General features: G+C 48.4%; 7 protein-coding genes. 6 read left to right on the plus strand and 1 reads right to left on the minus strand.

Annotation, left to right across the window (positions count from 1 at the left end; translation table 11 throughout):
• Nucleotides 1-184 precede the first annotated feature (184 nt).
• From ENN47_07540 to ENN47_07565, 6 genes are read left to right on the plus strand one after another with little or no spacing between them, the layout of a single operon-like run.
• Nucleotides 185-925, plus strand: coding sequence for a GntR family transcriptional regulator (locus ENN47_07540; GenBank protein HDP78021.1), 741 nt, complete (start codon nt 185-187; stop codon nt 923-925).
• A 30-nt stretch (nt 926-955) separates the two neighbouring features.
• Nucleotides 956-2,200 carry an ABC transporter substrate-binding protein gene (locus ENN47_07545; protein HDP78022.1) on the plus strand — a complete coding sequence of 415 codons (1,245 nt, stop codon included), beginning with the start codon at nt 956-958 and terminating at the stop codon, nt 2,198-2,200.
• A gap of 48 nt (nt 2,201-2,248) precedes the next feature.
• Entirely contained in the window at nt 2,249-3,115 is an 867-nt protein-coding gene (locus tag ENN47_07550; protein ID HDP78023.1) for a sugar ABC transporter permease, read from the plus strand.
• A gap of 9 nt (nt 3,116-3,124) precedes the next feature.
• Nucleotides 3,125-3,967 carry a carbohydrate ABC transporter permease gene (locus ENN47_07555; GenBank protein ID HDP78024.1) on the plus strand — a complete coding sequence of 281 codons (843 nt, stop codon included), beginning with the start codon at nt 3,125-3,127 and terminating at the stop codon, nt 3,965-3,967.
• Between the two features lie 4 nt (nt 3,968-3,971).
• Entirely contained in the window at nt 3,972-4,784 is an 813-nt protein-coding gene (locus ENN47_07560; GenBank protein ID HDP78025.1) for a uridine phosphorylase, read from the plus strand.
• Nucleotides 4,785-4,790: 6 nt separating this feature from the next.
• Entirely contained in the window at nt 4,791-5,552 is a 762-nt protein-coding gene (locus ENN47_07565) for an SDR family oxidoreductase (GenBank protein ID HDP78026.1), read from the plus strand.
• A gap of 71 nt (nt 5,553-5,623) precedes the next feature.
• Here the strand turns inward: ENN47_07565 and ENN47_07570 are convergent, their stop codons facing one another.
• Complete coding sequence (locus tag ENN47_07570) at nt 5,624-6,811, minus strand: GNAT family N-acetyltransferase (GenBank protein ID HDP78027.1); 1,188 nt, start codon at nt 6,809-6,811, stop codon at nt 5,624-5,626.
• Nucleotides 6,812-7,158: the final 347 nt, after the last annotated feature.

Raw genomic sequence — 7,158 nt, forward strand, 5'->3', positions numbered from 1 at the left:
GCCTCACTTCCCGACGCAGTCGGCCTCGCGTCCCGGCATGTTCTTCGCCGGAATTCCGATTCCGAGTACAGTGGACCAATGACGGCAAATCGCAGACAAAAAGGTTTCCACAGTCTTTGTTTCTGAAGATGAATAGTGTATATTAAGTTGTAGGACATCCTACAACATTCGAGAGGCGGTGCGAATGAAGGAGATAGGGATCGACCACAATTCCCATGCCTCACTTTCTGGGAAGATTCATAACGAATTGAGAAAACTGATCTTGAATGGTGAACTCAAAGCCGGAGAGAGACTACCCTCGGAACCCGACCTTGCTCATGAGCTTGGAGTTAGCAGAAATTCACTAAGAGAGGCTATCGGTCTCCTTCAAAGGGAGGGTTTGCTACTCAAGAAGCATGGAATTGGGACTTTCGTTACAGATAGATATCCGATTATTAGGGGAGGAATCGAGAGGCTCTCAAGCATTGGCAGCTTTATCGAGTCCCAGGGTCATTCTGCGAGGAGCGAGATAAGTCGATTCGATCAATGTGCTTGCGAAGAGAAAATCTGCGAGTTCCTCGATCTGGGGGTGGGCAGTCTGGTTCATGTTCTTGAGACTACAAAATACGCTTCGGAAATCCCCGTTGCCGTTTGCATTGATTACATTCCGAAGTCCATTGTGAAAGATATAGATCCCGACAGAATCCACAATTCTGTCTTTGAGGGACTTGGTAGACACTATAATATCGATATCAGATATGCCGAGTGCGATCTAATTCCTATCAGTTGTGACGAGGTTCTATCTAGGAGGCTCAAGGTCGACGCGGATACTTCAGTTCTCTTATTGGAGCAGATTCATTACGACGTTTTGGATAGAAAGGTTCTATATTCGAAGAGTTACTTTCCGTCGGGAAAATTCACTTTCAAGCTCATTAGAAGACGTTGAGACAGGTAGCTCAACAGGAGGTGTAGGGAAATGAGAAAGCTCTTACTGGTGATGGTTCTATTACTGGGTGTTATGCTTTCAGCCACAACCATCGAGGTCCTATGGATGGGATGGCCCCAGGATCAGGTTATGCAGCTCGTCAATGCGTTCAAAGAAGAGACCGGAATCGACGTGGATATTCAACTGGTACCCTTCGGCCAGCTTTTCCAGACGATCGAAGTCCGACTGGCAGCTGGCGACGGTACGCCGGATGTGTATATAGTGGATGGTCCAAACACGGCCTCTTATGCGGCACGAGGTTATCTCCTTCCCCTGGATGAACACTTCAGCGATGAGGAGATGTCTGCGTGGTTCGATGCCTCCATAGAAGAGGGCAGCTATCATGGTTCTTTCTACTCGGTTCCTTACGGGACTTCATCGGCTGGCATATTCTACAATAAAGCTATCTTCGAGGAATACGGCGTTCCCTTCCTGCCGGAGACAATAGAAGAGAGGCTCACGTGGGAAGAGGTGGCCGAAATTGCGAAGAAACTCACCAAAGACACCAATGGGGACGGACTTACAGATATCTGGGGTCTTGTGATTGAACAGATAGACAGACCGTATCTGATCTTCCCCATGGTTCAGTCACTTGGTGCGAAAGTCCTTTCCGATGACGGTCTTGAATCTCAGGGATATATCACTTCAGATGAGTTCGTTGAAGGAACCACCTTCTACTGGAAGCTCTTCAACGAATGGAAGGTCAGTCCCCAAGGTCTCAGCGACTCGGCAATTTCACGCGAGTATTTCGGAACTGGTAGAGCAGCAATGATGCTCGGAAATGAGTGGAATTTGCGAAGGATGCTCCAGTACCCCGACCTGGCTTATGGACTTTCCCCCTTCCCGTATTTCGAGGGCGGAGTTGCAGTTACCCCAACGGGCAGCTGGCATGTTGGAATTAACTCCAAGACAAAGAAGCTTGAGGAAGCTCTGGCCTTCACAAAGTTTATTACCGGCAAGGAAGCTGTAATCACCTGGCACAAGCTGAACGGTATAGCACCCGCAAGGTCAGATGTTTACGAGGCCCTTCCCGAGGTTTTCGATAACCCAATGTGGCAGCTCTTCGTCAAAGAGATGGAGACCACCGCAGTCCCAAGACCTAGAACACCCGGCTACTCGCAGTACGAGCTTATGCTGAGGGAGGCATTCAATTCTATTCACTACGGTGCCGATCCAAGAAGCACTCTTGAAGAGGTCGCCGCACGAATCGACAGAGAACTTAGAAAGTACAGATAGTTTTCCAGGGATCGTGCTTGAATTTAGATTATTCCGGAAGGTGCGCAGATGTTTCGAAATAACAAAGTAGCGTGGCTTTTTGTTCTGCCCGCGCTGACATTTCTTCTTGTGTTCAAGATTTGGCCAATAGGCGTCTCGGTTATTGAGAGCCTTACTATGACGAGTTTCACCGGGACAAAGTCATTCGTAGGGTTCGAAAACTATGAATACCTCTTCAAGCACGATCCCGTCTTCTGGAGATCTTTTTCCGTTACTCTCTTCTACTCTATAATCGTAAATCCACTGATTGTCCTGACCTCATTGTTGATGGCGCTGCTTCTGAATTCCAGTCACTTCTTCACCAAGTTCTTCAGGACTGTCTTCTTCTTGCCGGCGGCGATATCGTTCGCCGTTGTCTCCGTAATCTGGATGATAGTCCTCGATCCATATAACGGTCTGGCAAACAGCTTCCTGACCATGTTCGGCTTCAAACCTCAGCCCTTCTTCGCCTCTCCCGATCAGGCGCTTTGGGGGCTGATACTTCTTAACGTCTGGAGAAGCTCCGGCTACTGGATGATGTACTTCCTTGCAGGATTGCAGAACATTCCCGAGACGCTGTACGAAGCCGCCGAGATCGACGGGGCCTCAACTTTAAGGAAGACGTTCAAGATTACGCTGCCTCTGCTCACGAGGACTATTTCCTTTGTTCTCGTTGCAAATACGGCCTTCAATTTTCTCAGTTTCGCGCCTGTTTACATAATTACGAAGGGCGGCCCCATGGGCTCGACAAATCTCCTGATGTACGAGTCTTACAAGAGCGCCTTCGTAAATCTCGACATGGGAAGGGCCTCTGCGATCACTACGATCTTGCTGGGAATCATCCTTGTTTTCAGTTTCTTCGAGCTGAGGTTCACCAGAGCTCGATTCGAGTATTGAGGTGGAATCATGAAGAAGCGAAGTCTTTGGAAAACAATGATACTATTTGCCGTTCTCGGCATTATAAGCCTATTCTTTCTGATCCCACTCATCTGGGTCGTTGCATCCGCTTTGAGGCCTGCCAGTCCGCTCTACGAGTACGCCAATCCTCTGACCTGGAAAAGTTTCGTTCCTACCAAACCGACACTGGAGAATTTCGTACATATATTCGTCAACCTAAACTTTGGCAGAGCTCTCATGAACAGCCTTTTCGTTTCGGTCTCGACCATACTTCTAACGGTCATTGTAGCATCCATGGCGGGATTTGCGCTAGCGAAGTTCGAATTCAGAGGCAAAGCTGCGCTCTTTACAATAGTACTGATAACCTTCATGGTTCCCTTCGAGTCCATCGTTATACCGCTATATATACTCATAAAGCAGCTGCGTATAGACAACACATACTGGGCTCTCATTCTTCCGGGCGTAGCCAACGGCCTTGCGATATTCCTTTTCAGACAGTTCTTCTCTGAAGTGCCTTCAGAGATCATGGAAGCGGCAAGAATAGACGGCGCTTCCTGGTTCAGAATCTACTGGAGGATCGTTCTTCCGCTGAGCGTTCCGGCCATAGTCACTGTAATTGTAATGGTCTTCATGTTCCAGTGGAACTCGCTGTTCTGGCCTCTTGTAGCAACCCATTCAAGTAGATTCGAGGTTGTACAGGTAGCCATCGCCGCACATAGATCAACGGAAAACACAAGTTGGGCGAATCTCTTCAGCTCGGCAATCGCCGGCAGTCTTCCGCCGGTAATTCTCTTCCTCTTCCTCCAGAAGTACTTCGTAAGGGGGATAAGCGGAACGGGATTGAAAGGATGATTTCATGAATAATTCTAAGAAGGCGAAAAACCACTTGCAGATTTCCGGCGACTCCCTTCCCGAGATAGCTCTTGTACCCGGTGATCCGGCAAGAGTATACGAAATCGGAGAGTGTCTGAGCAATGTGGAGGAAATAGGAAACAACAGAGACTACATAACTATTACCGGAACCTATAAAGGCCTGCCGCTTACTGTATGTTCTAGCGGAATCGGAGGACCCTCGACTGAGATCGCGGTGGTCGAGCTAAACAAGCTGGGCGTCAAGACAATCATCCGTGTCGGAACTTCCGGAGGACTTGCAGACGATGTGAAACCGGGAGACTTGATCGTGCTTTCGAGTTGCATAAGATACTCGGGAACTGCAAATCTCTTCATTCCGGAGAACTTCCCCGCCGTAGCCGATTACCGGCTACTTACGGCGTTGATTTCAGCCTGTGAAGAGGGCGGTGTGGTCTATCACGTGGGAATCGGCCTTTCACTCGATTCTTTCTATGCAACAAAGCCCGATCTCTTGAGAGAAGACTTCCCATCATCTATCTACGGAAAACTTAAAGAATGGATTGCTGCAGGCGCTTTACAGCTCGACATGGAAGCAGCTACTCTCTATGTGCTTTCTTCTCTTCTGAAGATCAATGCCGCCGCCATATGCACCGCAGGATCCAACATCTCGCGAGGTGAGAGACCAGAGACTCCTCCTTCGAATGAAAACGCCATAATAGCAGCCTGCGAAGCAGCTTACAGGTTTAATAACTGGAAAGAAATTTCAATTAAGCGAGGGAGGAGTTTCAGACTTCCTCCGATTGCAGAGCGGGGGTAATGAACTATGAGTGAGAGACTTACCGGAAAGACGGCCCTTATCTTCGGAGCGGGAAGAGTTGGAAGCTCCGCTGCCGATGCATTTGTAAACGAGGGTGCAAAGGTTATTCTGCTGGACAGAGACGAGGAAAAGCTCGAAGCCTTGAAGAAGAAACTTGAAGAATCGAGAAAGGGATTCTGTTCGACGATATGCGCAAACATAAACAGTCAAAGCGATGTGGATGAGATATCAGATCTACTGGAAGAAAAGACATGGAAAGTCGACATCCTTCTTAACTGCCCAGCCTACATATACAGGGCACCATTTGTCGATCACCCAATAGAAGAGATTGACAGGCAGTGGCATATCAATGTGAGGATAGTCTTCATGTTGTCGCAGGCCGTAGCTAAGATGATGTCGAAAGACGGCGGTGGAAAGATCATCAACCTGGCCTCGGTCGGAGGCCTCTTTCCGGAAAAGGAACACGCAGGCCACTGCGCAGCAAAAGCGGGGATTATTGCGATTTCGAAGGTAATGGCACTCGAACTAGCCTCGGCCAATATTCAGGTAAACGTCATTGCTCCCGGCCCAACAGAGACCGTTCCATTTACTTCTCCCTTCTATTCTCAACATCCCGAAGTACTGAAAAGAATAGAGGAAAAGACCCCGGCCGGGAGGATCGGGCATCCTGAAGACCATACAGGAATAATGGTATTTCTCGCCTCGGAGGAATCGGACTGGATAACGGGCCAGGTGATAATGTCCGACGGCGGACTTGGTCTGGTGTGAATCTTCAAAACACAGACGAATAAGTATGCCCCGTATCGATCCGGGGCATATTCATTGCTGGCAGGATAATACTAGAAGTGTTGAAGCGCGAAGGGCAAGCTCTTCGGAAGATCCTGACCTTTGTAGCCGCCCGATACCTTAACCCTGCCGAACTCTATCATCTCTTTGAAGTCTGTGCTCCCGCCAACAACCGAAGATAAGGTCGCGATCTCACACTCGAGATCAAAAGAGTCACTCGGCAAGAAGCTAAGTTCTCCATTCTCAACACATAGTTCGAAAACTCCGTCATTCCATGATGCCTGGCTGTCGTCGATTTTGATTCCGACCCGCATGTCCGGAGCGTCGATTCTCAGACCGTTGAGCAGCTGGAGGTCTACGATTCTGATCATAGTCCTGGGTACTATCTTAATCTCGGATGGCCTTTCCTTTAGATACGGCCAGAGAAGGAAATCAGGCGGTAGAAAGGCGTGAATCTGGTCGATCTGAAGAGAAAGACCTTTTAAGAAACGGAACATTGCATGCTTCGTTGCGGCATCATCCGCAAGAAAGATCGTGACCACAAACTTAAGTCCGCTGTCCTTGTCGAAGTTGTCGTAGAGAAAGACATAGCGGAGCATCCCTGTAGTCTTTCCTTCTCTCTTGAACTTCACGAATTTCTTAGAAACATCGTTGTCGGTTCGGAACTCAAAGTCGCTTTTCCACATCTCTTCGTCTCTCAAGATCATGCTGTAGTGACTGCTTGCATAATCATTGTAGAACTCCCTGATTTCGCCGTCGGCATCTTCCATCTCCTCAATCGTCACTTCTACCTTCTGATCGGGAAGATCTATAGAACCAGGGGAGAACTGAGCCCTTAGCATCGTGTCAAACTCCTCCCAACCGAGCTTTCTGTAGAAGCTTCTGCTAAAGGGATAGAGCAGAGATACGGCCTGCCCTTTCTCTCTCATAGTCTCCAGTGATCTCTTCAGAAGGAATTTGACTGCGCCCTTTCCCCTGTAAAGGGGACTTGTGCAGACGTTCCCAATTCCGCCCATCGCAACGACTGAATCTCTGAGTCTCATCTTCAAAGAAAGCAGAAGATACTCGGCGGCAAGTGTAGAACCGTCATAGGCCCCAAAGGGGTCCCTTAGATCGTTATTAAAGATCTCACCAGCATGTTTCGAAGCTACCTTCATCCAATTTTCTGGAATACCGAAAGAGAATTTCATAAGTTCAAGATAGTCCTTTTGACTGCTTATTCTCCTGCATTCAAACATCATTTCACCATCCCTGAATGTGGTGTAAAAATGATAGCATATCGCGTTTGGAGAAACCGTGGTTGGGAGTCAGAGGCAGGGGTTCGTAGCCCTTCAAATCTCTAAGCAACCTCTAAGCAGTTTTTAAGCGGGCTCCAAGAAACGGGCCGTAGACTGAGAATGTACCAAAAATCATATGGAGGTGTAAGAGATGAAAAAGATAGTGTTAATTACGATAGCGGTTCTTCTGATCGGTGGAATGACATTGGCAGTAGGTTACGGAACGAAGGCGATGCAGAGAACTCAGGATCCTACAACCTGTGAGAACTTTGTGGATGCAGACGGCGACGGAATAAACGACAACTGCCCGA

The sequence above is a fragment of the Mesotoga infera genome (genome assembly GCA_011045915.1).
GTDB classification, from domain to species: domain Bacteria; phylum Thermotogota; class Thermotogae; order Petrotogales; family Kosmotogaceae; genus Mesotoga; species Mesotoga infera_D.

Excerpts from the sequence above, each read along its gene's own strand:
- ENN47_07540 (HDP78021.1), top strand. The coding sequence starts at position 185 with ATGAAGGAGATAGGGATCGACCACAATTCCCATGCCTCACTTTCTGGG.
- ENN47_07545 (HDP78022.1), top strand. The coding sequence starts at position 956 with ATGAGAAAGCTCTTACTGGTGATGGTTCTATTACTGGGTGTTATGCTT.
- ENN47_07550 (HDP78023.1), top strand. The coding sequence starts at position 2,249 with ATGTTTCGAAATAACAAAGTAGCGTGGCTTTTTGTTCTGCCCGCGCTG.
- ENN47_07555 (HDP78024.1), top strand. The coding sequence starts at position 3,125 with ATGAAGAAGCGAAGTCTTTGGAAAACAATGATACTATTTGCCGTTCTC.
- ENN47_07560 (HDP78025.1), top strand. The coding sequence starts at position 3,972 with ATGAATAATTCTAAGAAGGCGAAAAACCACTTGCAGATTTCCGGCGAC.
- ENN47_07565 (HDP78026.1), top strand. The coding sequence starts at position 4,791 with ATGAGTGAGAGACTTACCGGAAAGACGGCCCTTATCTTCGGAGCGGGA.
- ENN47_07570 (HDP78027.1), bottom strand. The coding sequence starts at position 6,811 with ATGATGTTTGAATGCAGGAGAATAAGCAGTCAAAAGGACTATCTTGAA.